The organism is Arthrobacter sp. zg-Y916 (assembly GCF_020907385.1).
In the GTDB taxonomy this organism is placed as follows: Bacteria; Actinomycetota; Actinomycetes; order Actinomycetales; family Micrococcaceae; genus Arthrobacter_B; species Arthrobacter_B caoxuetaonis.
In genome coordinates, this window is sequence record NZ_JAJJOD010000005.1 from 35,581 (window position 1) to 57,360 (window position 21,780).

The window sequence follows — 21,780 nt, forward strand, 5'->3', positions numbered from 1 at the left end:
TTTGCCTGTCCGGACGAATCTAGACGCGGGCCGATCGCCTGGTGACGAGGGCGCGGGCCCCGAGAGTTATCAGGACCATCAGGGCTGCCGCCGTTCCGGCGAAAGCGAATCCGGACGCGGGACCAATGGTGTCGATGGCAGCACCGGCCAGCGGAGCACCGATGGCAGTGCCGGTCGTGAGTGCGGAGCCGTACCATCCCATGGCTTCGCCGCGGCGCTCCTCGGAGACCAGGTCAGCCACACGCTCGGACGCGGCAGAAAGCACCGGCGCGCAGAGCAGGCCGCCGGGAATGGAGAGCAGCGCCAGGCTCATCGTGTCGGTGGCCAGGGACATGGGCAGTGTCAGCAGTGCCATGCCCAGCAGCAGGAGCATGGGAGAAATCTTGCGGTTCATGGCTCCGTACACCAGGCCGCCCACCAGCGAGGCAGCACACCAGACGGCGAAGACGATGCCCAGCTCTCCGGGGTTGCCCGTGGACTCCACCATCGCCACAATCCCAACGTCGCTGCTGGCCAGGAGCACTCCGGCACCTGCAGCAACAACGAACACAACGGCAACGCTCAGTGTCACCCAGGAGAATCCGGCAGAGAACCGGTGCAGGATTCCTCCTCGTGACGGGTCTTCGGCCTCGGCCTGTTCGGCGGCAGCCTGCGCCAGCTCCACGGCCGGCTCCCGCAGGTGGGCGGGAGCAGCGGTGACGACGGCTGCGGTGGCTGCTTCGACGTCGTGTTCAGGAAGGGCGCCGGTGGCGGCGGAACGTGTGGGCGGGTTGAACCACATCAGGAAAAGCCCCGCGGCCGCAGTCGAGAGACCAACCAGGGTTAGGCCGACGACAGTCGAGAGTGAGGTAGCCAGGACCGCGCCTACCGCCGGGCCTCCCATGAACACGATTTCGGTGGCAATGGAGTCCAGGGTGAAGGCCGTGCGCCGTTTGTCTCCGGTCGCGAGGACGCCCAGGGACTGACGGACAACACTGAAAACGGGAAGCGTGAACAGTCCGCCGATGAGTGCCAGCACCAGGAGCCATTCGTAGCTCACGTGCGGGGCAACGGACCAAATTACGGCTTCGGAGATCACGGACGGAATCAGTGCGCGGCGAAGTCCCACGTTGTCCACGCGGCGTCCGCGCCACGGTGCGCCCACGGCGATGCCAATGGTGACCAGGGCAGCCACAGCTCCTGCAGCGGCATATCCCTGATCCAGGGTCAGGACTACATGGAGGGTCAGCAGAACTCCGGCAGCGGCGTGCGGAAAACGGGCCAGCATGCCGACAAGGAGCAGACGACGGACCGGGACGATGGAGAGCAGATCCCGGTAGACGCTAAAGTTCACAGCACTTCTCTTCTAGCCTTGCGGCCGGTCAGCGCGTGATTTTCAGTTCCAGTGAATCAACGCGCTCAACGAATTCGGGGTGGGCGGCCAGGCGCTGCTGCAGCGCGGCCGCTACTGTTTGGAGACCGGAGGCATCCAGCCCGGGTGCCAGCTGGAGCGTCACCCGCAGCTCGGGTCCGGAGCCTCCGCCGGAAACCAGCGTACCGCCTGCCGTCCGCGACACCACTCCCGATCCTGCCGAGAGCTGTACCTGCCGGACGGCGGGTTCCTGTGCCGCTGCCTCGGACACCACACCGGGGAGGGACGGGTCCGCGTAGCACGGTATCCATTCCCGCTGCTGGGCCAGCGCCCACATGGCCGGGCGCCGCACCACGAAGGTGACGTCGCTTCCGGGATCGATGACAAGCAGCTGGGCCTCTTCCGAGACTGCCGAGAGCGCGGCCCGAGGCGCATAGACGGCCACAGGACGGGCCTTGGGATGCCAGCGTGCCAGCGAATCGACGGAGGAGAACACCGGCAGCGCTTTCCGTCCGTCAGGTGCCGTCAGCGTCACCAGGGCAAGATCTGCTTCCTTGTCCGCTGCCAGCCCGTGGGCGGATTGTGCTTCCTCCCCCAGGGTCGCAACGATGGCCACGTATACCCGGGCAGTGGCGAGGGAGGCCACGACGTCAGCTTCGCTGCCCTCCCCCGAAACCAGTGCCGCCGCAGCGGCTGTGTAGCCCGGATCAGGCTGGCCGTCATCCTTGTCGAACTGGTGGAGGGGGTTGCCCTCCCCCTCCAAGCTGCGCCCGGCCCAAGGCTGTCCTGCAGAGTCTGCGGCACCGCCGGCCCCGGCGAGGGCGGCAGCGATGTGCCCGGGCAGTTCACGCTTGGCCATGGCTGCTAGCGCTCCGGGTGTCCTGCGACGTCGAAAGCCTGCGGAAGGGTGAAAGCTCCGGCGTACAGTGCCTTGCCCACAATGGTGCCTTCCAGGCCCAGCGGAACCAGTTCGCGCAGGGCCGCGAGGTCGTCGAGGCTGGAGATGCCGCCGGAAGCGACGACGGGGCGGTCGGTGCGTGCCAGCACGTCCCGAAGCAGATCCACGTTGGGGCCGCGGAGGGTCCCGTCCTTGGTGACGTCGGTAACGACATAACGCGGGCAGCCGGCGTCTTCCAGGCGGGCGAGGACTTCCCAGAGATCCCCGCCGTCCTTGGTCCAGCCGCGGGCAGCCAGCGTGGTGCCGCGGACATCAAGGCCGACGGCGATCGCCTCGCCGTAGCGGGCGATGGCGCTTGCGGTCCATTCCGGGTTTTCCAGGGCAGCAGTGCCCAGGTTTACGCGGCGCGCACCAAGTTCAAGTGCCTTTTCCAGCGAGGCGTCATCGCGGATGCCGCCGGACAGCTCCACCTTGATGTCGAGCTGCTCGACGACGCGCTTGAGCAGCGGCAGGTTGCTCCCGCGGCCGAAAGCTGCGTCCAGGTCAACCAGATGCACCCACTCGGCGCCGTCGTTCTGCCAGGCCATGGCGGCGTCGAGCGGGTCGCCGTAGCTGGTCTCGCTGCCGGCCTCGCCCTGGACCAGGCGTACGGCCTGGCCGTCAGCCACGTCGACGGCAGGGAGGAGTTCGAGAATGGGTGTTTCGATGAGCGGCATGGTTCTGCTTTCAGTAACGGTTCCGGCCTAGAGGCCGTAGGTGAGGAGGTAGGCACCGAGCAGGGACATCCCTGCCAGGACCCAGAAGCTGATGCTGACGAACCGGGGAAGACCCTGACGCCGGAAGGAGATTGCTCCACCGATCAGCAAGCCGGCGAGGCCCATGAGGACAACACTCCACATGGCCTACCCCAGGCCCTTCAGCCAGTTTTCGAGCAGGGCGGCGCCGGCGTCCCCGGACTTCTCCGGGTGGAACTGGGTCGCGCTGAGCGGCCCGTTCTCCACGGCTGCCACGAAGGGTCCACCATGATCTGCCCAGGTCACCAGAGGCGGCTGCATCGCCGGCTGGGTAACGTCGAAGTCCCACTTCTGCACGCCGTAGCTGTGCACGAAATAGAAGCGCTCATCCTCGATCCCGGCGAACAGCTTGGATCCCGCCGGGGCTTCCACGGTGTTCCAGCCCATGTGAGGCACGACGTCGGCGGCCAGGCGCTCAACAGTGCCGGGCCACTCGCCCATGCCCTGGGTGCGCACGCCGTGTTCCACGCCTTCCTCGAAGAAGACCTGCAATCCAACGCAGATGCCCAGGACCGGGCGTCCGCCGGCCACCCGGCGGCCGATCATCCGGAGCGCATCCACGTCCTTGAGACCCTGCATCACCGAGGCGAAAGCTCCGACACCGGGCACAAGCAGGCCGTCCGCCTCCAGCACGTCGGAGGACTTCGCGCTCAGCGTGACATTGGCGCCAACCCGTTCCAGGGCGCGCACTGCCGAGTGGATATTCCCGGACCCGTAGTCCAGGACCGTGACGTTGGGCCCGCTCACAGCGCCCCCTTCGTGGAGGGAATGCCCTCGACACGCGGATCCGGCTCAACGGCAGCGCGCAGTGCACGGGCGAAGGCCTTGAACTGCGCTTCGACGATGTGGTGCGGGTCGCGCCCGCCCAGAACGTTCATGTGCAGGCAGATCTGCGCGTGCAGGGTGATCGCTTCGAAGACGTGGCGGGTCAGGGAACCTGTGAAGTGCCCGCCGATCAGGTGGTATTCCTGGCCGGCCGGTTCGCCGGAGTGCACCAGGTACGGGCGGCCGGAAATGTCCACGACGGCGTTGGCGATCGCTTCGTCCAGGGGGACGGTGGCTTCACCGAAGCGGCGGATGCCCGCCTTGTTCCCCAGGGCGGTCTTCAGCGCCTCGCCGATGCTGATGGCCACATCTTCCACGGTGTGGTGGACATCGATGTGGGTGTCGCCCGTGGCCTTGACCGTGAGATCGACCAGCGAGTGCTTCGCCAGCGCGGTGAGCATGTGGTCGTAGAACGGAACCGACGTACTGATGTCAGAACGGCCGGTGCCGTCCAGATCCAGTTCTACGAGCACGGATGATTCGCTGGTGGTCCGCTCGAGGCGGGCGGTGCGGCCGGTGGCGGTCTCCACGGTCATGAAAGTTCCTTTGGAAGAAGTGAGGTCTGGTTACCAGTCTAGTGTTTCCCGGAGGGGGTTACCTCGCCGGGAGCAGCGGCTGCCTGCCGCCGCAACGACGGCGCTTTAGGCGCCGAGCAGCTCCCGCAGCCTGGTCAGGAAAGCCGTCGTTTCCGCTTCGGTGCCGGCCGTCACGCGAAGATGTCCGGGAATGCCGACGTCGCGGATCAGGACGCCCGCTTCGAGGAGTCCCTGCCAGATCCGCTTCGGGTCTTCCACTCCCCCGAAGAAGACGAAGTTGGCGTCTGATGCGGCAGGCTGCAGGCCGAGTTCGGTCAGCTCTGCGACAATCCGGTCACGCTGGACTTTGATGTCCTCAACGTTGGCCAGCAGTGCATCGGCGTGGGCCAGCGCTGCGTTGGCCGTGGCCTGTGTGACGGCCGAGAGATGGTAGGGAAGCCGGACGAGCCTCAGCGCATCCGTGACCTCGGGGGCAGCCGCCAGATACCCCAGCCGTGCGCCGGCCAGGGCGAATGCCTTGCTCATGGTCCGGGAGACAATCAGGCGTTCCCGGCCGGGAAGCAGTTCAAGGGCGCTGGGGGTGCCGGCGTGGGAGAACTCTGCATACGCCTCGTCCACGATCACGATCGCGTCGCTTGCGGTGCCGGCCTCGTAGACGGCCTCGACCACGTCCAGCCCAAGGGCGGTGCCGGTGGGATTGTTCGGGGTGCAGAGGAAGACGATGTTCGGTGCTGCTGCACGGACCTGTTCCGCGGCGGATTCGGCGGAGAGGGTAAAGTCCGCTGCTCTGTCGCCGGTGACGTAGCGGGTTCCCGTGCCGCTGGCGAGCAGCGGATACATGGAATAAGTGGGCGGAAAGCTCATCGCCGTGCGTCCGGGACCACCGAAGGCCTGCAGGATCTGCTGCAGTACCTCGTTTGATCCGTTGCCCGCCCAGATGTTCTCAATGCCCAGTCCGTGGCCCAGATAGCCGGCGAGGCGGGTGCGCAATTCGGTGAATTCACGGTCCGGGTAGCGGTTCAGCCCCGAGACGGCCCGCTGGACAGACGCAGTGATCGCGTCCTGCACCTCCTGCGGCAGGCCGTGGGTATTTTCGTTGACGTTCAGCAGGATGGGGACATCCAACTGCGGCGCACCGTAGGGCGTCAGCCCGCGGAGATCGTCGCGCAGGGGAAGGCGGTTCAGTTTTTCCAGCTGTTCAGTCACCAGTACAGCTTAAGGCGCACGCTGCCGGGGAGCAGAATCTGTGTAGCCCGGTGACGGGTCCCGGTGCCAGGACGACTCGGAACGCAGTTAGCCGGCGACCGGAATGTAGAGCTGGGCCCCTGCGGGAACCGTTGCGTCAGAGAGGTTGTTCAGCTCCATAATGTCGGCCACGACGGTCCGTGGATCCTGCTCCGGCGCATATTCGGCAGCCAGGCCCCAGAGGGTGTCACCCGTACTGACGCTCACCTGCTGGGTACGGGTCAGTTCTCCGCCGCCGCCTGCGGCCAGTGCGGGTGCCGTGAAGAACCCGGCGAACGTCAGCAGGGCGGCACCGCCGAACATGATCGGGGCGCCAATGAGGAGCAGGCGGCCCCGGCGCGTCAGGCGAAGCGGGGCGGGGGCTTGCTGTTCCACTGGCTGGTGGGCGGTGCGTGCTGCCGAGAGCTGGACTGTCATGGCAAAACCTTTCCGGAGCGGAGCCTGCCCGTACCGGTGCTGCTGCACCGGACCGGGCTGGTTCGAAACTGGGTTCGAACAGTTGGCGACCTTGAATCGAACATGTATTCGATTCGTTCTGTTCCTTTTCTAGCATCTATCTACGAACGATGTCGAGACTCACTCGAACAAATGTTTGAAAATGACCCTCCGCTCCCCTAGCGTGGATACCGGCGGCGTCACTTGTTTATCGTTCGGACTCAGGCAACCACCCGCCACTGACATTGCCGACATTGCCGCCCTCCGGTTCGCCGGAACACTCGAAGGGAAGCCGAAGTGCCCCGTAGGAACAACTCCGAAGGCAGGAGCGCTGCCGCGGCCGCCGCCGATGCCCCGCGGCCCCGGTCCCTGACTCCCCGGCAGACGAAAATCCTCGAAACGATCCAGGCGTCCGTCAGCACCAACGGCTATCCGCCCTCCATGCGCGAGATCGGTGACACGGTTGGCCTGGCCAGCCTTTCGAGCGTCACGCACCAGCTCAGCCAGCTGGAAAAGATGGGCTACATCCGCCGTGATCCCAAACGGCCCCGGGCCATGGAGATCCTTGTGCCCCTGCTCATGCACACCGAGCGGGGCACGGTTTCCGCCGCAGGCGATGCGTCAGCGCCCGCAGCCGATGCGCGAACGGCATCCAACGTCACGGAACTGACGACGGCGGTGGACACGGCAATGGTGCCGCTGGTCGGCAGGATCGCCGCCGGCGGTCCCATCCTCGCGGACCAGGTCGTGGAAGAAATGATCCCGCTGCCCCGGCAGCTGGTGGGGCACGGCGAGCTGTTCATGCTGCGCGTATCCGGAGACTCCATGGTGGACGCAGCCATCTGTGACGGCGACTGGGTAGTGGTCCGCCGCCAGCAGACGGCCGAGAACGGCGACATCGTCGCCGCGCTGCTGGACGATGAAGCCACCGTCAAGACATTCCGCCAGCGCAACGGCCACACTTGGCTGCTTCCGCAGAACACGCGCTACGAACCGATCATGGGAGACCACGCCACCATCATGGGCAAGGTCGTCTCGGTGATGCGTTCCCTCTAGGCATTCCGCACGGAAAAGCCCGCCCTTCGCTGTCTTCCAGCGAAGGGCGGGCTTTGTTCTTGTGCAAGGCCCGTCAGGACTTCACGCCCATGTTCTCCCCTGCCTGGGCCGCGCGCAGCCGTTCCAGGATGCCAAGCGCCACGGTACGGTCAGTGGTGCTCCAGAACGGCGGCAGTGCGGCACGCAGGAACCCGCCGTAGCGGGCAGTGGCCAGCCGTGAATCCAGGACGGCGACCATGCCGCGGTCCCCTGCTGCACGGATCAGGCGCCCGGCGCCCTGCGCGAGGCGAACGGCTGCGTGCGTCGCCGAGACCGTCATGAAGCCGTTGCCGCCTGCTTTGGCCACGGCACGGGTACGTGCCGTCATCAGCGGGTCATCGGGACGCGGGAACGGGATGCGGTCGATCACGACCAGGCGGCACGAGCCACCCGGAACGTCGACTCCCTGCCACAGGGACATGGTGCCGAACAGGCAGGTGGCGTCCTCCTCAGCGAACTGCTTGACCAGACCAGACATGGACGATTCCCCCTGGCACAGGATCGGAAAACCGACCTTGGGCCGCAGGGCAGCAGCGGCTTCTTCTGCGGCGCGCCGGGAGGAGAACAGCCCAAGCGCCCCTCCGCCGGAGGCCTTGAGCAGCGCTTCCAGTTCTTCCAGCTGCGCGGCGGACGTGCCGCGGTCGGGCTTGGGCAGGTCCTTGGCAACGTACAGGACGCCTTGCCGCGGGTAGTCAAAGGGACTGCCGACGTCGGATCCGGTCCATTGGGGTGCCGCTGCGCCCACGAGCCCCAGTCCGCCTGCCACCGGCCCGAACTCGGAACCAATCGCCAGGGTGGCTGACGTCAGGATGACGGTATGGCCGTCGAACAGCCCGTCGCGCAGCCGGCCGGCAACGGACAGCGGAGCGACATTCAGCGTGGCGGGCGCGTCGTCGTCGGGAGGCGAATAACCCTCCCCCGGAGAGAAGGTGCTCGGCCGGGACGCCCATACGACTTCACCGGCGTCCGGAGCGGACACCAGACGTTCACACACTTCCAGCACACCCATCAGGCGAGAGCGGGCCATCTGGCGCCCGCCGTCCCCGGCGTCTCCGCCCTCAGGCTTGGAATCGGAGAGCGCCACACGGCACGCTTCCCGGACCCGTCCGACGGCGAGTTCCTGCTCGCCGTTCAGGCCCGACGGCAGCAGGCCGGCCGGAACGCCTTCCATGGAGGCATCGAACGCGCGTCCGGCTGCTGCCAGCTCCTCCACCGAAGCGGAGGTGTGCTTGCGGGCGGCTGTCACCGCGGCGCTGATGAGGGTGCCGGAGAGCTGGCCGGTCACCGCTCCCGTCACCCGGTCCTGCAGTTCATGGGCCTCATCGATGACAACGACGTCGTAGTCCGGCAGCACTGCGAGGCCCTCAAAGGCGCTGATCGCGAGCATGGCGTGGTTAGTGATGACCAGGTCGGCGACGGCGGCCTTAGCCCTGGCGCGTTCGCTGAAGCACTGCTCCGCCACCGGGCACCGCTGGGCGCCGAGGCATTCCATTGACGTCACCGAAACCTGCCGCCAGGCGCGGTCGGTCACGCCGGGGAGCAGCTCGTCGCGGTCCCCGGTTTCCGTCTCTTCCGCCCATTCCCGCAGCCGGACCACTTCCCTGCCCAGGGCGGAGGTGGGTCCTGCGGCAGGAGCCGGGTGGGCTACGCCGTGGTCATCGCCGAGGCTGAAGAGGGCACCCGGATCGTCGTCTTCCGGGAACCCGCCGCCTGTCTTGTGGACGCAGACATAGTTGCTGCGCCCTTTCAGCAGTGCGACGTCGACTTCCCGCGGCAGCTTCGGTGCCAGGGCAGCCAGCAGCCGGGGAAGGTCCCGTCCCACGATCTGCGCCTGGAGCGCCAGGGTGGCAGTCGAAACCAAGGCAGGCTTGGTGCTCTCGAGGGCGTGGTGGATGAGCGGAACCAAGTAGGCCAGGGACTTGCCGGTTCCGGTCCCGGCCTGCACCAGCAGGTGCTTTCCGGTCTCGATCGACTCCGCCACCTGGCGTGCCATATCGTGCTGTCCCGCGCGGTTCTGGCCACCCATTGCGTCCACCGCGGTGTCCAGGAGTTCCAGGACCTCCGCGGCTGCGTCCTTCTTAGGCATGGAGGGTGAACGGCTCCAACTCAGGCGCCAGGGAATCACGGACCTTGACCCGCAGGCGTGTTCCGCCTTCCTCGTGGTCGAGCGAGAGGATTTCCGCGTCCTGGCTGTGCAGCCGGGAGACGACGTCGCCGCGCTGGTAGGGGACGAGGAGGTCCAGTTCGATTCCGGGCCGCGGGATGCCGTCAGAAATAGCCTGCCGGAGTTCCTCGATGCCTTCGCCGGTCCGGGCGGAAACCACCACGGTCCGCGGCTCGCGCTGCCGCAGCCGTTCCAGGACAAACGGATCAGCCGCATCGGCCTTGTTGAGCACGATGATCTCGGGGATCCGGCGTGCATCCACGTCCGCGAGGACCGCACGTACGGCGGCGATCTGACCCTCCGGGTCCGGGTGCGATGCATCAACCACGTGCAGGATCAGGTCAGCGTCGGCGACTTCCTCCAGCGTGGACCGGAAGGCCTCCACCAGCTGTGTGGGCAGCGACCGGACGAACCCGACAGTGTCCGCCAGGGTGTACCCGATCCCGTCAGCGGTCTCGGCCTTGCGGATGGTCGGATCCAAGGTGGCGAACAATGCGTTCTCCACCAGGACTCCGGCGTCGGTGAGCCGGTTGAGCAGGGAGGACTTGCCCGCGTTGGTGTAGCCGGCGATGGCGACCGAAGGAACCTCGTTGCGCTGGCGGTTCGCCCGCTTGGTTTCGCGGGCAGGCTTCATCGCGGCGATTTCACGGCGCAGCTTCGCCATCCGTGTACGGATCTTCCGCCGGTCCAGCTCGATCTTGGTTTCACCCGGTCCGCGCGAGCCCATGCCGGCGCCGGCGCTGCCTACCTGGCCGCCTGCCTGCCGGGACATGGATTCACCCCAGCCGCGGAGACGGGGAAGGAGGTATTCCAGCTGGGCCAGTTCCACCTGGGCCTTGCCCTCGCGGGACTTGGCGTGCTGGGCGAAGATATCCAGGATCAGCGCAGTGCGGTCGATCACCTTCACCTTGACGATGTCTTCCAGGGCGCGGCGCTGGGAAGGCGAAAGTTCGCTGTCCACGATCACGGTGTCCGCACCCGTCGCCAGAACGATGTCCTTCAGCTCCTGCGCCTTGCCGGATCCGAGGAAGGTGCCGGGGTCCGGCTTCATCCTTCGCTGGATGATCCCGTCGAGCACTTCGGAACCGGCCGTCTCAGCGAGGGCTGCGAGCTCACGCAGCGAATTCTCGGCGTCGGCCGCCGTTCCTTCCATCCACAGACCGGCCAGGACAACACGTTCCAGGCGCAGCTGCCGGTACTCGACTTCGGTGACGTCTTCGAGTTCAGTGGAGAGTCCTGCGACTCGGCGCAGTGCGCGGCGGTCCTGCAGGTCCTGCTGGTCTCCGTCGAAGACAGAGTGCTCCGCGTCCTGCACTGAGAGGGCCTGTGCCTGCCGGGAGAATCCGGAGGCCGAATCGGGCGACACGCTGCGCTTGGCAGCGGTTGCTTCTTCCTTGGCCAGGATCCGGTCGATCACGCCCTGGATTTCCTCGGGCTTGAGGTCCGTGGGCGTGGAGCCGGCAGCGGGACGGGAATTGTTGATGGTCATAATCTCCTTAGACGCAAGTGTTAACCATGGTAGGTCAGCGGACCCACATTGTGCGGGCTCTCCGGGGACCTGTGCAATACCTTGCGCAGGCTCCGGCTCCGGGCCGATGGCTGCCCGGAGCCGGGAAGCCACTAATCTGGATTGTTATGGGTTCAGAGCATTACTTCAGTTCACAGCCGTCCGCACCCGAGGTGCGCAGGCCGCTGCGTGTCACACTCAACGGACGGGACGTCACCTTGGCCACCTCTGGCGGGATTTTCTCGCCCGACGGCATTGATAAGGGAACGCAGGTACTGCTCTCCGGTATTCCCGACCCGGCAGCTGAGGGCAACCTGCTTGATATCGGCTGCGGCTGGGGACCCATCGCCCTCACGATGGCGCTGAAGTCACCCGGAGCACAGGTCTACGCCGTCGACGTCAACGAACGGTCCCTGGGCCTGACGCGGGACAACGCTGCCACACTCGGGCTCGGCAACGTCCATGCCGCGCTGCCCGAGGCTGTCGATCCCGAGCTGCGGTTTGCCACCATCTGGTCGAATCCGCCCATTCGCATTGGCAAGGATGAACTGCACGCGCTGCTGCTTCAGTGGCTTCCCCGGCTGGCCCCCGGCGGCACGGCGTGGCTGGTGGTCCAGAAAAACCTTGGTTCAGACTCCCTGCAGCGCTGGCTGGAAACGGCTCTGGGCGCGGGTTTCGACGTCAGCCGCCACAGCACGGCAAAGTCCTTCCGCATCCTCAAGGTCGCACGAAAGGACTGACCCGCCGGGCTAGAGCACGGTTCCGCGGGCCACGAGGACAGCCGGTCCGCTGAGTTCCACGTGCTCACGGCCGTCCGCACCGGGCAGGAAGCGGATACCGAGGACTCCCCCGGGCACCGCTACGCTCCAGGCATCAGGGGCCCCGGTACCCGCCCAGAAGCGTGTGGCGACCGCTGCCGCACAGGCTCCCGTGCCGCAGGAGCGGGTCTCCCCGACGCCTCTTTCGTGGACGCGCATGGTGAGCTGGCCGACGCCGTCGAGCACCAGCGGCTCCGCCGGCACCACGAACTCTACGTTGGTGCCGTTTTCGGGAGCGGGCTCCACCGACGGCGCCTTGGTGAGGTCCGTTGCGGCCAGTTCGGAAAGCTCAGCCAGGGCGACGACGGTGTGGGGGTTGCCCATGCTCACCGACAGTCCCGGGCGGGGCACTTCGAGTCCGTCGGCGTTCACGACGGTGTCCATGGCTTTGGCCGCGGCGTGGTCGGGGAAGATGAATTCCCACGGCCCCATGTCAACGGCGTACCCGTCCGGGGTGCGCGTGACCGTCTTCAGTCCGCCGCGGGTTCCGATGGCCAGTGCTTCACCGGGGGCCAGCGAGGCCAGTCCCTCTTCGAGCAGGAAATGCACAAAGACGCGTACGCCGTTGCCGCACATCTCCGAGACGCTTCCGTCGCCGTTGCGGTAGTCCATGAACCACTCGGCGTCCGGGTTGGTCTGCAGCAGGGCCTGGCCCTCGGGCAGGTGCTCGGACCGGACAGCGCGGATAAACCCGTCGGCACCGATTCCGCTGTGCCGGTCACACAGTGCCGCTACATCGCCCGGGGCGAACTCCGACAGACCGTCGGGGTCTGCCACGAGGACAAAGTCGTTGCCGGTTCCGTGCCCTTTCGCAAAGGACAGGCCGGTGAGGGCAAGCGGAAGGCCGGAGGCGGACAGGGCTGCGGGGGAAGGAATGCTCACCCCTCAAGAATAGCGGCGGCTGCCTTGTCCACCAGACGGGGATCGTCGAAGTCCAGCCATGTCACGCGCGGATCTGCCCGGAACCAGGTCAGCTGGCGGCGGGCGAACTGCCGGGTGGCCACCACAGTGTCCTCGGCTGCCTTCTCGACCGTGGACTCGCCGTCGAGCACTTTGAGGAACTGGGCGTAGCCCAGGGCCCGTCCGGCAGTCCTGCCGGTACGCAGTCCGGCCGCGTCCAGGCGCCGTACTTCCTCTTCCAGTCCCTGCTCCACCATGTGTTGCACCCGCAGGGCCAGCCGCGAGTGCAGCAGGCTGCGTTCAACCTGCAGCCCAATCTGGACGGCGGGCTGGAAGTACGTACGCTCGGGCATGAAGGAGCTGAACGGACGCCCGGTGAGCTCATGGACTTCCAGGGCGCGCACCACGCGCCGCGCATCGCCCAGGCGTCCGGCGGAGACCGGGTCAACGGCCTTCAACCGGTTTCGCAGGTGTTCCAGTCCGGACGCTTCCAGTTCTGCTTCCAGGCGCCGGCGCACCTCCGGATCCGTGCCCGGGAATTCCAGGACGTCCAGTGCTGCGCGCACGTAGAGTCCGGAGCCCCCAACGAGGATGGGCCACCGGCCGCGGGAGCGGATGTCGGTGATCAGGCTGCGGGCCTGGGACTGGAAAGCCGAGACGCTGGCTTCTTCCGTGACATCCATGATGTCGAGCAGGTGGTGCGGGATTCCGGCGCGTTCGGCCAGGGGAAGCTTGGCGGTCCCGATGTCCATGCCGCGGTAGAACTGCATCGAGTCGGCATTGATGATTTCCCCGCCCAGCCGGGCGGCGAGGGCGACGCCGAGATCGGACTTGCCGGAGCCGGTTGGACCTACGACGGCGAGGACCGGGAGGTCTTGTCCGCTCACTGGCGCGGTGGCAGGGCCGGCATGCCAAGCAGGACACCGGTGCGGGCTCCGTCGGCTGCCGGCGCCGGAACACCGCAGGAATCGGCTTGCGCACGGTCCCAGGCATCTCCTGCCCGTGAGCGCCGCAGCGAGTAGTCGGCGGCGGAGGCGGGATCCGAGACCAGGTGGAACGCCGCTGCCGAGGTGACGGGCACGGTGACCAGGTCTCCGGGCCGGGGAACCGGTGCTCCGTCCGGGACGGAGAAGTGGACCAGCCGCTGGTCGCGGGAGCGTCCGGAAAGGCGCCCGGTCTCCGCGGACTTCTTCCCGGCGGCGGCCGTTACCATGACCTCGACGGTCCGGCCGACCTGCTTGGCGTTCTCTTCCGCCGCGATCCGGTCCTGCAGCGCGGTAAGGCGCTGGAAGCGTTCCTGCACGACGGCCTTGGGCAGCTGGTCTGGCAGGTCAGCTGCCGGGGTGCCCGGGCGCTTGGAGTACTGGAAAGTAAAGGCCGTCGCGAACCGCGCCTGTTCGACGACGTCGAGGGTGGCCTGGAAGTCTTCTTCGGTCTCCCCCGGGAAGCCGACGATGATGTCGGTCGAGATCGCTGCGTGCGGCATCTGCTCACGCACGCGGTCCAGGATGCCCAGGAACTTCTTGGACCGGTAGGACCGGCGCATATCCTTCAGCACCTTGTCCGAGCCGGACTGCAGCGGCATGTGCAGCTGGGGCATCACGTTGGGTGTTTCGGCCATGGCGTGGATGACGTCGTCGGTGAAGGCGGCGGGGTGCGGGCTCGTGAACCGGACCCGTTCCAGGCCTTCGATGCTCCCGCAGGCGCGCAGCAGTTTGGCGAAGGCGCCGCGGTCACCGAACTCGACTCCGTAGGAGTTGACGTTCTGGCCCAGCAGCGTGACCTCGATCGCGCCGTCGTCCACCAGTGCCTGGACCTCGGCGAGGATCTCGCCGGGACGGCGGTCCCGTTCCTTGCCGCGCAGGGACGGGACGATGCAGAAGGTACACGTGTTGTTGCAGCCAACCGAGATCGATACCCAGCCCGAGTACACGGAGTCACGCTTGGTCGGGAGGGTGGAGGGGAAGACCTCCAGCGACTCGAGGATTTCCAGCTGCGCGGCGTCGTTGTGGCGGGCACGCTCGAGCAGGGCCGGCAGCGCGCCGATGTTGTGGGTGCCGAAGACTGCATCCACGAACGGTGCCTTGGCGAGAATGGTCTCCCGGTCCTTTTGAGCCAGGCAGCCGCCAACCGCAATCTGCATGCCCGGCCGGGACTCCTTGACGTGGGCAAGCTGGCCCAGGTTCCCGTACAGCTTGTTGTCCGCATTCTCCCGGACGGCACAGGTATTGAAGACCACGACGTCGGCGTCCCCCTCGGTGGCGGGCACGTATCCGGCTCCTTCAAGCAGGCCGGAAATGCGCTCCGAGTCGTGCACGTTCATCTGGCAGCCGAAGGTGCGCACCTGGTAGGTACGCAGCGGGGCCTCCTGACGGGTGTCGAAGGTCTCTTCAGGCGCGGGGCGGGATACAGACAGGCTCACCATCCAAGGGTACGACGCGGCGCCGCCGCACCCCCAATTCCGCCGAAAGGCCAGAAGAAGGCCTTTCCAGCGTTGAAAAGAGCTTCTTCTGGCCTCTCGGCGAAGGCGGGATTAGTACCAGTTGTTGGCGTAGTGGAAGTTCAGGGCGGAGCAGGGGCTGCCGTAGCGGGATTCGATGTAGGTGAGCCCCCAGTTGATCTGCGTCCGGTAGTTCGTCTGCCAGTCGCTTCCCGCGGCCGCGAGCTTGATCCCGGGCAGTGCCTGCGGGATGCCGTAGGCACCGGAGCCTGCGTTGGTTGCGCTGGTGAGCCATTCGGATTCCTTGGTCCACAGCGTGTCCAGGCAGGTCATCTGCGAGGCATCCCAGCCATGGTTTCCGAGGACCGACGCAGCGAAGGCCTTCGCACCTGCGGGATCGTCCACGGGGACAGCAGCGGCGGCGATTCGGGCGGCTTCCTCCGCAGCAGCCTGCTCAGCGGCCGCCTGCTCAGCGGCCGCCTGCTCTGCGGCTGCAGCTTCCGCTGCCGCAAGTTCAGCGGCGACGTGTGCGGCTTCCTGCTCGACTGCCGCCTGATCCGCTTCCGCTGCCTCGTCGCCGGACGAAGTTGCGGCTGACGTCGGCCCGGCGGCTTCCGGGGCCGCCGGCGGGCTCGCCTCCGCTGAGGGCGAAGCGTCCGACGGCGCCGGCTCGGCGGCCCGGGCAGCCTCATCCGAGCCATCGTGCAGGAGCGGCAGCGCCACGCTCGCCAGCTGGATGCCGGCTGTCGCACGGAGGTCATCCTCGCTCGCGGCAGCGCCCACCGTACCAACCATCGCCAGGGTGGCCAGGGCAACCCCGGCGGAAATCTTTCTTCTGTTCCTGCGCCGGGCAATGGTCCGCTGCCGTCTTAGCTCGCGCCGTCCGTGTACTTCAGTCATAAGTCCGGGACTGTACACAGAGTTTCTGGGACGGATTTCGAAACGGTAACACTCAGGTTGCGTTTAGATAACGCAGCCGCTTTAATACCAGTTCACTCGCTCCGAATGGGCCCACGCTGCACAGGGGCTTCCGTACCTCTGACTGATATACATCAGCCCCCAGTTGATCTGGGTCCGGTAGTTTGTCCGCCAGTCGAGTCCCGAGGCGGCCATCTTGTCCCCTGGAAGGGACTGAGGGATGCCGTAGGCACCGCTGTACGGATTATGTGCGCTGGTCCGCCAGTTGGACTCCCTGTTCCACAGGTCAACGAGACAGCGGAACTGGCTGCCGTCCCAGCCATAGGCGGACGAGGCGCCGGCCGCGTACGCCTGGGCACCGGCAGGGTCATCTACGGGAGCGGCCGGGGGCGGGGGAATAACGGGCTGCGGTGCGGGATTTGCCGCCAGCGGAGGTGCCGGAGCGGGTGCCGGGACTGGTGCCGGGGGCGCCTGGGGCGCCGGCGGCAGCACGGGAGCCGGCTCGGGGCCCTTGGGAATCGTGGGATTAATCACAGACTGACTCTCCGGCCGAGGCGTTTTTCCCGCCGCCAGGCGTGCGGCTTCTGCCTGCTGGCGGACTGACTCCTCAATGCGAACTGCTTCCAGCCGTTTCAGTTCAGCTTCCGCCGTGCTGTCCTTGAGTTCGGCCAGTTGGGCCACCAGCACCACTGTACGTTCTTCCTGTTCACGGACGGCTTGCTCAGCTGCGGAAGTGGCCGCTTCCGCTCCTTCATAGAGTTCCCCCGCCTCCTCGGCCAGGGCTTCACGTGCCCGGCGCTCCGCTTCCTCGGTTTCCTGCAAAGAAGCGGCGGTGCTTTCGGCCGCCGCTGCCTGTTCGAAGAGACGCGCCGTCCGGTCCGTTACAAGCTGCAGCGTGGCCAGCCGGTCAAAATGGGCGGCGCCTGCCTCGGCGTCGAGGATAAACAGAAGGCTGCTGTCCATTCCGCCGGTCTTGTACGTCTGGGCCGCGAGGGCGCCAACTTGGCTGCTAAGGGACGCTGCTTCAGCTGCTGCGGCGCTGCGCGCTGCCGCGAGCTCTCCGAGGCGGGCGTCACTGGCCTCCAGTTCGCTGCGCAGGACGTCATAGCGGCTCGACGCATCTACGGCGGCGTTGCCCAGCTCCCCGGCCTCGGACTGCAGGTCGGCCAGGTGGCGCTCCAGTTCCGAGACCTGTTCCTGTTTGGCCGACGCATCGCCTTTGGCTGCGGCAATTTCCTCCCAGCTGGGATAGTCCGCTGCCGAAGCGGGCGCAGCAACGAGGAAGGCAGATGCCAGCGCACCGGCAGCTGCCGCAGCCATAAGGGACGAGTAGCGTAACTTCTGTCCCAAAAACCTCATTGTAAACATAGTGATGCCCAGCATACGGCACGGAATGTTGCTGCTCCTGATGCCGCACGGGCTGCAGGCCTAGGCGTCTGAGGCAAGTTCGGCCGCCCTCGCTGTGAGGCCCTCTTCGACCACGGAGAATCCCAGGGACGGCGAGTAGCCTTTGCGGGCCAGCATGGAAACGAGCCTGCGGACCAGTTTGTCGCGTTCTTTGCGGTCCTGCGGCACAGCAGCGTTGCGCAGCTTGCGGCGGACGAGGTCCCTGGCGGCTTCCCATTCGTCGTCGGTGCTGACCTGCTCCAGGGCTTCTTCAGCCAACTCCGGCGCGATCCCCTTCTCCGCCAGCTCCCTGCGGATCGCTGAGCGGGCCAGGGAGCGGCTCTGCGTCCTGCTGCGCACCCACATCTGAGCGAACTCAGCGTCGTCAATGAGCTGCACTTCCTCGAAACGGTCCAGCACTGCGCTTGCCACGTCCTCCGGAACGTCGCGTTCTGCAAGCTTGTCCGCCAACTGGCGGCGGCTTTTGGCGGAACTTGTCAGCTGGCGCAGGACTATAGCGCGGGCGACGGCGTAGGGGTCAGCTTCGGGAACGGAATCGGCCGGCGAGCCGGGCGTGGGGCCTTCCCCCGCACCCGGCTTCCGTCCGCGGCGCCGCTGCTGCTGCATCCGTTGAGGCTATGCGCCGGCGGCAGCGGCCTTGCCGGCTGCCGTTTCCGTCTTGCCGCTGGCCGCCTGCTCCTCGGGCGCCGCGTCCACACCAAGCTTCACGCGAAGCCGGCGTTCGATCTCATCAGCAAGTTCCGGATTATCCCGGAGGAACCTGCGGGAGTTTTCCTTGCCCTGGCCCAGCTGGTCGCCGTCGTAGGTGAACCAAGCGCCCGACTTCTTCACGATTCCATGCTCAACACCCATGTCGATCAGGCCGCCTTCGCGGGAAATCCCCTGCCCGTAGATGATGTCGAACTCGGCCTGCTTGAACGGCGGGGCCATCTTGTTCTTGACGATCTTGGCACGGGTACGGTTACCGACCGGGTTGGTGCCTTCCTTCAGCGTTTCGATTCGGCGCACATCGATGCGGACCGAGGCGTAGAACTTCAGGGCCTTGCCGCCGGTAGTGGTCTCGGGGCTGCCGAAGAACACGCCGATCTTCTCGCGAAGCTGGTTGATGAAGATTGCCGTGGTTTTGGTCTGGCTCAGCCGCCCGGTGATCTTCCGGAGTGCCTGGCTCATGAGGCGGGCCTGGAGACCCACGTGGCTGTCGCCCATTTCGCCTTCAATTTCGGCGCGCGGCACCAGGGCAGCAACGGAGTCAATGACCACGATGTCCAGGGAGCCGGAGCCCACCAGCATGTCCATGATTTCCAGGGCCTGCTCACCGGTGTCCGGCTGGGAGACCAGCAGCGCGTCCGTGTCCACGCCGAGCCTCTTCGCGTACTCCGGATCCAGGGCATGCTCGGCGTCGATGAACGCGGCGATGCCGCCGTTCTTCTGTGCATTAGCCACTGCGTGGAGCGCGACGGTGGTCTTACCCGAGGATTCCGGTCCGTAGATTTCGACAACGCGTCCGCGCGGGAGTCCGCCAATGCCCAGGGCTATGTCCAGTGCGATGGAACTGGTGGAAATCGTTTCGATGGGGGCGCGGGTTTCGTCGCCCAGCCGCATGATCGAACCCTTGCCGAACTGCTTGTCGATCTGGGCCAGTGCTGCTTCGAGTGCTTTGGCGCGGTCTGGAGCGGCCATTCTTCACCTCTGTTGTTGTGGCTGTTAATGATGTTCCCGGCCCGGGGGCCTGCTTATCGGTTGCTCATTGGAAACCGTAGGCGACGGCACTGACATCGCTGCGTTCGCGTGCCGCCGATGTGGACAGCCGGTGCGGGGCGGGCCGGGTGCTGCCCCTGTGTAGGAGCATATCGGCATCCGAACAGATATTCGAATGACGTGCCCGCGTGTCCTAGGTGGTTTTCGGTTTAACATCCCGGCCCAGGCGTCTTTCGTCGGGCACCTCCTGGATGTCACACACGGCGAGCCAGACCCGTTTGGGCTCCACTCCCCGCGCCAGGGCCTCGCTGGCTGTCTTTCCCCCGAGGCCGGTCAGGACAAGATCGGAGGCCAGGACCCGGGAATACGCCGGGCCAAACTCGTCGTCCATGAGCCGCCAAAAATCGCTGATACGCATCGCTTAATCCTCTCACGCTCCCCCGCCGGTCTCCCCTGGCCAAGCGGACGGGGCCCCGGCTCAGGCTAGGCCGCGGCCTAGAATAGGCTCCATGACCGAAAAGCTGCCGGCAACCATTCCCGCCACGAATCCGGCCATAGAAGACCTCGAACAGGAGCTCAGTGTCTTGTGGCGCCGCGCGCGTGCAGCATCACAGCGGGTTGCCCGCGCTGTCCACCCGGACCTGGAGCCCGCCGCCTATGGACTCCTGGTGCTCCTGCAGCGCCAGGGACCCCTTCGCCTCACCGATATTGCCGCGGCGATCGGCGTTGGCAAACCCTCCGTGAGCCGGCAGATCGTGATGCTCGAGAACCTGGGACTGGTCCGCAAGCAGGCGGACCCGGACGACGGTCGGGCACAGGCCATCAGCCTCACGGATTCCGGCCGCGAACAGTTGCTGAAGACCCAGCGGGCACGCGAAGAACATTTTCACGCCCTGCTCCAGGCCTGGAGCGAAGACGAGGTCCGGGCACTGAGCGTGCTGCTGCATAAACTCAACAGCTCCCAGGCGCCCGCAGCGCCGCCAGCGCCGGCCGCCCGGCCCCCCGCATAGAATAAGGCCCCGTCCGGGCTGGACAGGGCCTTATCGAGATCTTTGGGCGGGCAGCGGGTGCTGCCCGAGGTTGTTACGGCGTGCGGGCCAGGTCCCGAGCCAGGTCCTCCGGGAATTCACGGGCGAACTCGCGCGAGAATTCCGTAGGAACGGTGTCGGGGATGGAAACGCCTTCGGCGCTGGCCACACGATCACTGACCTCTCGAAGCATCAGGGACAAAGGCACATCAAGGGCGCTGCAGATCGAGGACAGGAGTTCCGAAGAAGCTTCCTTCTGTCCGCGTTCAACCTCGCTCAGGTATCCAAGGGAAACCCGGGCGCTGTGCGACACCTCGCGCAGGGTACGGCCCTGGCGCTGGCGTACGTCGCGGAGTACATCACCAATTTCGTGGCGTAGAACTACCATTTTGCGCTCCTTAGGTTCCCGGTGTGCATCTTCCGCCAACCCTACATCCCGCCAGCGAATAACGCCGTTCACGGATACGGGTTGCTTCACCATGTGTATGTCCTGCTCCCTTATCGGTCCGTCCGCGGCGAGAAACCGCGGAATGTTTAGATCCTAAACCTGAAACCTTGGTGGTTCCTGATACTAACAACTGACGCCGTTACGGTTTTGTTCCCGCACCCTGCCAGCGGATCCCAGGAGCCTCGCACTGCCCCGGCTACGCGGAAACCAGTTCCGCTTCCAACAGGTCCAGCGCGGCGGTACAGGCCTGCCGCCGGATTGAGTCTCTCTCGCCGGCGAACCGAAAACGCTGCGAGCGTACTCCGGACGCGGTGGCGATCCCGATAAATACAGTGCCCACGGGCTGTCCGTCATGCGGTTCCGGGCCGGCCGCACCCGTGGTGGACACTCCCACGTCCGTCCCCAGCAAACGCCGCACTCCGGAAGCCATTTGCTCGGCAACGTGTGCGTCTACCGACCCTGCGGTTGCCAGGAGTTCTTCCGAGACCCCCAGGACGCCGGCCTTGACCTCGTTCTGATAGGCGACGACGCCGCCCTGCAGCACGGCCGAAGCCCCCGGTACGGTGGCGATCTCGGCAGCCACCATGCCGGCGGTCAGGGACTCAGCGCACGCCACGCGCTTGCCGGACGCAGCTGCTGCTGCGACGACCCGGGCCGCGGTGCTGTTCACGATGACCGGCCGGTTGCGCCCCGTGCGGTGCTGCGCAGCTTAATCGCCTGCAGGACATAGTCGACGCCGGTCACCACGGTGATGACGACGGCGGCGGCCATCGCGGTGGCGCTGATCCACCAGGCCCAGTCGCCCAGCCAGGAGGAGAGCGGCAGCAGGAACAGGAAAATCGCCAGGGTCTGGATCACGGTCTTGAGCTTTCCGCCGCGGGAAGCTGCCATGACTCCGTAGCGGATGACGACGAAACGCATCACGGTGATGCCGATTTCGCGGACCAGGATGACGATTGTTACCCACCACCAGAGCTCACCCAGGATGGAGAGCATCACCAGCGCGGAGCCGATCAGCAGCTTGTCTGCGATGGGATCGGCAATCTTCCCGAAGTCGGTGATCAGTCCCCGGCTGCGGGCCAGGTCGCCGTCGAGCTTGTCGGTGTAGATGGCCACGGCAAACGTCGCTACCGCCAGCCAGCGGAAAAGGCCGTCCCGCCCGTCGTCGGCCACGAGGAACCAGATAAACAGCGGCACCATGATGATGCGGATGACCGTCAGGACATTGGCGATGTTGAGGGTAGGTACCCGCTCGGCTCCAGAATTGCTCACG

The 21,780-nt window shown here is 66.3% G+C and carries 24 protein-coding genes; 3 read left to right on the top strand and 21 right to left on the bottom strand.

The window, feature by feature from the left end; translation table 11 throughout:
• Positions 1-19: 19 nt before the first annotated feature.
• The 8 genes from LOC59_RS09685 to LOC59_RS09720 form a co-directional block, all read right to left on the bottom strand.
• Positions 20-1,333: an MFS transporter gene (locus LOC59_RS09685; RefSeq protein WP_229971699.1), complete on the bottom strand. Its 1,314-nt coding sequence runs from the start codon at positions 1,331-1,333 to the stop codon at positions 20-22.
• Between the two features lie 28 nt (positions 1,334-1,361).
• Positions 1,362-2,210 (bottom strand): SseB family protein, encoded by an 849-nt coding sequence (locus tag LOC59_RS09690; protein WP_227894777.1) that lies wholly within the window; start codon positions 2,208-2,210, stop codon positions 1,362-1,364.
• A gap of 5 nt (positions 2,211-2,215) precedes the next feature.
• On the bottom strand, positions 2,216-2,965 hold the full coding sequence (gene priA / locus LOC59_RS09695; protein ID WP_227917374.1) for a bifunctional 1-(5-phosphoribosyl)-5-((5-phosphoribosylamino)methylideneamino)imidazole-4-carboxamide isomerase/phosphoribosylanthranilate isomerase PriA: 750 nt from the start codon (positions 2,963-2,965) through the stop codon (positions 2,216-2,218).
• Between the two features lie 27 nt (positions 2,966-2,992).
• Positions 2,993-3,148 (bottom strand): hypothetical protein, encoded by a 156-nt coding sequence (locus LOC59_RS09700; RefSeq protein ID WP_227894779.1) that lies wholly within the window; start codon positions 3,146-3,148, stop codon positions 2,993-2,995.
• 3 nt (positions 3,149-3,151) lie between these two features.
• Positions 3,152-3,790, bottom strand: a complete 639-nt coding sequence (gene hisH, locus LOC59_RS09705) for an imidazole glycerol phosphate synthase subunit HisH (RefSeq protein ID WP_227894780.1) — start codon at positions 3,788-3,790, stop codon at positions 3,152-3,154.
• Entirely contained in the window at positions 3,787-4,404 is a 618-nt protein-coding gene (gene hisB / locus LOC59_RS09710) for an imidazoleglycerol-phosphate dehydratase HisB (protein WP_227917372.1), read from the bottom strand. Before hisB ends, hisH begins: the two co-directional genes overlap by 4 nt.
• Positions 4,405-4,509: 105 nt before the next feature.
• Positions 4,510-5,610 carry a histidinol-phosphate transaminase gene (locus LOC59_RS09715; RefSeq protein ID WP_227894782.1) on the bottom strand — a complete coding sequence of 367 codons (1,101 nt, stop codon included), beginning with the start codon at positions 5,608-5,610 and terminating at the stop codon, positions 4,510-4,512.
• 87 nt (positions 5,611-5,697) lie between these two features.
• On the bottom strand, positions 5,698-6,066 hold the full coding sequence (locus tag LOC59_RS09720) for a LysM peptidoglycan-binding domain-containing protein (RefSeq protein ID WP_227894783.1): 369 nt from the start codon (positions 6,064-6,066) through the stop codon (positions 5,698-5,700).
• A 387-nt stretch (positions 6,067-6,453) separates the two neighbouring features.
• Between LOC59_RS09720 and lexA the strand changes: the two genes are divergently transcribed.
• Positions 6,454-7,140, top strand: a complete 687-nt coding sequence (gene lexA / locus LOC59_RS09725) for a transcriptional repressor LexA (protein WP_229971771.1) — start codon at positions 6,454-6,456, stop codon at positions 7,138-7,140.
• A 73-nt stretch (positions 7,141-7,213) separates the two neighbouring features.
• Here the strand turns inward: lexA and LOC59_RS09730 are convergent, their stop codons facing one another.
• Both LOC59_RS09730 and hflX read right to left on the bottom strand, forming a co-directional pair.
• Positions 7,214-9,265 carry an ATP-dependent DNA helicase gene (locus tag LOC59_RS09730; RefSeq protein WP_229971701.1) on the bottom strand — a complete coding sequence of 684 codons (2,052 nt, stop codon included), beginning with the start codon at positions 9,263-9,265 and terminating at the stop codon, positions 7,214-7,216.
• Entirely contained in the window at positions 9,258-10,832 is a 1,575-nt protein-coding gene (gene hflX / locus LOC59_RS09735) for a GTPase HflX (RefSeq protein ID WP_229971703.1), read from the bottom strand. Before hflX ends, LOC59_RS09730 begins: the two co-directional genes overlap by 8 nt.
• Before the next feature lie 146 nt (positions 10,833-10,978).
• On the opposite strand from hflX, the gene LOC59_RS09740 reads away from it, so the two are divergent.
• Positions 10,979-11,590 (top strand): class I SAM-dependent methyltransferase, encoded by a 612-nt coding sequence (locus LOC59_RS09740; protein ID WP_227894786.1) that lies wholly within the window; start codon positions 10,979-10,981, stop codon positions 11,588-11,590.
• Between the two features lie 9 nt (positions 11,591-11,599).
• Here LOC59_RS09740 and dapF read toward each other — a convergent pair whose 3' ends face one another.
• The 8 genes from dapF to LOC59_RS09780 all read right to left on the bottom strand — a co-directional run bounded on the left by dapF (position 11,600) and on the right by LOC59_RS09780 (position 19,449).
• Positions 11,600-12,550 (bottom strand): diaminopimelate epimerase, encoded by a 951-nt coding sequence (dapF, locus tag LOC59_RS09745; RefSeq protein WP_227894787.1) that lies wholly within the window; start codon positions 12,548-12,550, stop codon positions 11,600-11,602.
• Entirely contained in the window at positions 12,547-13,455 is a 909-nt protein-coding gene (gene miaA, locus LOC59_RS09750; protein ID WP_227894788.1) for a tRNA (adenosine(37)-N6)-dimethylallyltransferase MiaA, read from the bottom strand. Before miaA ends, dapF begins: the two co-directional genes overlap by 4 nt.
• Positions 13,452-14,993 carry a tRNA (N6-isopentenyl adenosine(37)-C2)-methylthiotransferase MiaB gene (gene miaB, locus LOC59_RS09755; RefSeq protein ID WP_442860583.1) on the bottom strand — a complete coding sequence of 514 codons (1,542 nt, stop codon included), beginning with the start codon at positions 14,991-14,993 and terminating at the stop codon, positions 13,452-13,454. Before miaB ends, miaA begins: the two co-directional genes overlap by 4 nt.
• Before the next feature lie 108 nt (positions 14,994-15,101).
• Positions 15,102-15,908 (bottom strand): hypothetical protein, encoded by an 807-nt coding sequence (locus tag LOC59_RS09760; protein WP_229971705.1) that lies wholly within the window; start codon positions 15,906-15,908, stop codon positions 15,102-15,104.
• An 81-nt stretch (positions 15,909-15,989) separates the two neighbouring features.
• Complete coding sequence (locus LOC59_RS16765) at positions 15,990-17,276, bottom strand: coiled-coil domain-containing protein (protein ID WP_331460436.1); 1,287 nt, start codon at positions 17,274-17,276, stop codon at positions 15,990-15,992.
• A gap of 78 nt (positions 17,277-17,354) precedes the next feature.
• Entirely contained in the window at positions 17,355-17,939 is a 585-nt protein-coding gene (locus LOC59_RS09770; protein ID WP_229971707.1) for a regulatory protein RecX, read from the bottom strand.
• A gap of 9 nt (positions 17,940-17,948) precedes the next feature.
• A complete protein-coding gene (gene recA / locus LOC59_RS09775; RefSeq protein WP_227894792.1) occupies positions 17,949-19,013 on the bottom strand; it encodes a recombinase RecA in 1,065 nt (354 codons plus the stop codon).
• 211 nt (positions 19,014-19,224) lie between these two features.
• Positions 19,225-19,449: a DUF3046 domain-containing protein gene (locus tag LOC59_RS09780; RefSeq protein WP_227894793.1), complete on the bottom strand. Its 225-nt coding sequence runs from the start codon at positions 19,447-19,449 to the stop codon at positions 19,225-19,227.
• Positions 19,450-19,540: 91 nt separating this feature from the next.
• On the opposite strand from LOC59_RS09780, the gene LOC59_RS09785 reads away from it, so the two are divergent.
• Positions 19,541-20,041: a MarR family winged helix-turn-helix transcriptional regulator gene (locus LOC59_RS09785; protein ID WP_229971709.1), complete on the top strand. Its 501-nt coding sequence runs from the start codon at positions 19,541-19,543 to the stop codon at positions 20,039-20,041.
• Positions 20,042-20,114: 73 nt separating this feature from the next.
• Here the strand turns inward: LOC59_RS09785 and LOC59_RS09790 are convergent, their stop codons facing one another.
• From LOC59_RS09790 to pgsA, 3 genes are all read right to left on the bottom strand, one after another.
• Positions 20,115-20,540, bottom strand: a complete 426-nt coding sequence (locus LOC59_RS09790; protein WP_091606131.1) for a helix-turn-helix domain-containing protein — start codon at positions 20,538-20,540, stop codon at positions 20,115-20,117.
• 163 nt (positions 20,541-20,703) lie between these two features.
• Positions 20,704-21,177, bottom strand: a complete 474-nt coding sequence (locus LOC59_RS09795; RefSeq protein WP_227894795.1) for a CinA family protein — start codon at positions 21,175-21,177, stop codon at positions 20,704-20,706.
• Positions 21,174-21,779, bottom strand: coding sequence for a CDP-diacylglycerol--glycerol-3-phosphate 3-phosphatidyltransferase (pgsA, locus tag LOC59_RS09800; RefSeq protein ID WP_227917365.1), 606 nt, complete (start codon positions 21,777-21,779; stop codon positions 21,174-21,176). The genes LOC59_RS09795 and pgsA overlap by 4 nt, the downstream gene beginning before the upstream one ends.
• Position 21,780 lies beyond the last annotated feature (1 nt).